The organism is Pseudomonas sp. CG7 (genome assembly GCF_023701885.1).
Classification (GTDB): Bacteria; Pseudomonadota; Gammaproteobacteria; order Pseudomonadales; family Pseudomonadaceae; genus Aquipseudomonas; species Aquipseudomonas zanjanensis.
The window spans coordinates 1-1601 of sequence record NZ_JABAEE010000173.1 but is presented as its reverse complement, the minus strand read 5'-3'; the positions used below and the strand labels follow the sequence as shown (position 1 = coordinate 1601).

At 65.1% G+C, this 1601-nt stretch carries 2 protein-coding genes; both read right to left on the bottom strand.

Annotation, left to right across the window (positions count from 1 at the left end):
- Positions 1–180 precede the first annotated feature (180 nt).
- Positions 181–924: a pyridoxine 5'-phosphate synthase gene (gene pdxJ / locus HGO40_RS30435; protein ID WP_250966056.1), complete on the bottom strand. Its 744-nt coding sequence runs from the start codon at positions 922–924 to the stop codon at positions 181–183.
- Positions 925–973: 49 nt separating this feature from the next.
- Positions 974–1601 (bottom strand): DNA repair protein RecO (recO, locus tag HGO40_RS30430; RefSeq protein ID WP_250966055.1); only part of this gene is annotated, 628 nt, incomplete at its 5' end.

The following is a 1601-nucleotide window of genomic DNA, read 5'->3' as shown; positions in this document are numbered from 1 at the left end:
TCCGGTCTACACCCTCGGGCTCCGGTGATGGCCCGGTGGCGAGGGAGCTTGCTCCCGCTGGGCTGCGAAGCGGCCCCAAGATTTTGCGGTTGCTACGCAACCGAGCGGGAGCAAGCTCCCTCGCCACAATGGATCAGGTAAGCCTTAAGTGAGCAGCCACATTAGGTTTTGTGATTGCGGTCAGGACTTGGCGGCAGCCAGGATCAAGGCTTTCATTTCCGCCACAGCCGACTTGAACCCGACGAACAAGGCATGGGCCACCAGTGCATGGCCGATGTTCAGCTCGTTGATGCCCTTGATGGCCGCGACGGCTTCGACGTTGTGGTAGTGCAAGCCATGGCCGGCGTTGACGATCAAGCCTTGGGCCAGGCCAAAGGCGACGCCATCGGCGACCCGTTGCAGCTCATCGGCCACGTCCGTGGGGGTCTCGGCGTCGGCGTACCGGCCAGTGTGCAGTTCGATGGCGGGGGCGCCGACACGCTTGGCTGCCTCGATTTGCCGTTCGTCGGCATCGATGAACAGCGAGACCTCGGCACCGATCTTCGACAGGCGCTCCACCGCCAGGCTGATCCGCGATTCCTGGCCCGCTACATCGAGGCCGCCTTCGGTGGTCAGTTCCTGGCGCGTCTCCGGCACCAGGCAGATGTGCGCCGGGCGGATGCGCTCGGCGAACGCCATCATTTCCTCGGTCACGCCCATTTCGAAGTTCATGCGGGTTTGCAGTACGTCCTTGAGCAGCAGCACGTCGCGCTCCTGGATGTGGCGACGGTCTTCACGCAGGTGCACGGTGATGCCGTCGGCCCCCGCTTCTTCCGCGTCCAGTGCGGCCTTGACCGGATCCGGGTAGCGCGTACCACGGGCCTGGCGCAGGGTGGCGACATGGTCGATGTTCACGCCGAGAAGAATGCGATTGCTGGTGCTCACGAAAAGGCTCCTGAAAGAACAAATAGTCGGCCCACAGCATACGGGTTGATCAGGGCTTGCGAAACAGCTCGCGACTCACCAGTGGCCGACCCCCCAGATGCACGGCCAGGGCCTGGCGCATCAGCCGCTTGGCCGCCGACAAGGCACCCGGCGCACGCCAGTCGGCGTCGGCCATGGCCAGCAGTTCGGCCCCGTTGAACAGCCCTGGATGCAGCAGGTAGACCCGCTCCAGGCCGGCGTCCACTTGCAAGCGGTACAGACCATCAGCCGCGATGGGCTCGCCGTGCAGGTCGGTGTTCAGCGCAAAGCCATAACCCAGGTCATCCAGCAGCCGCCACTCGAACGAGCGCAGCAGCGGCTCCAGTGGCCGGCCTTCAGCCAGGGCCAGCAGTGTGGCGGTGTAGTGGTCGAAGACCGCCGGATGGGGATCTTCGGCGGGCAACAGGCGGATCAGCAGTTCATTGAGGTACAAACCACTGAACAACGCCTCGCCGTTGAGCCAGGCCGCGACACCGTTGCTTTCCATGCGCCCGACATTTTTCAGCTCGCCCCTGCCGCGGAACTCGACTTCCAGCGGCACGAACGGCCGCGCCAGCGTCCCGGCCTTGCCCCGCGCTCCGCGCAACACCGCCCGCAGCCGTCCTTGGGGCGTGAGGAAGTCCACCAGGGCGCTGCTT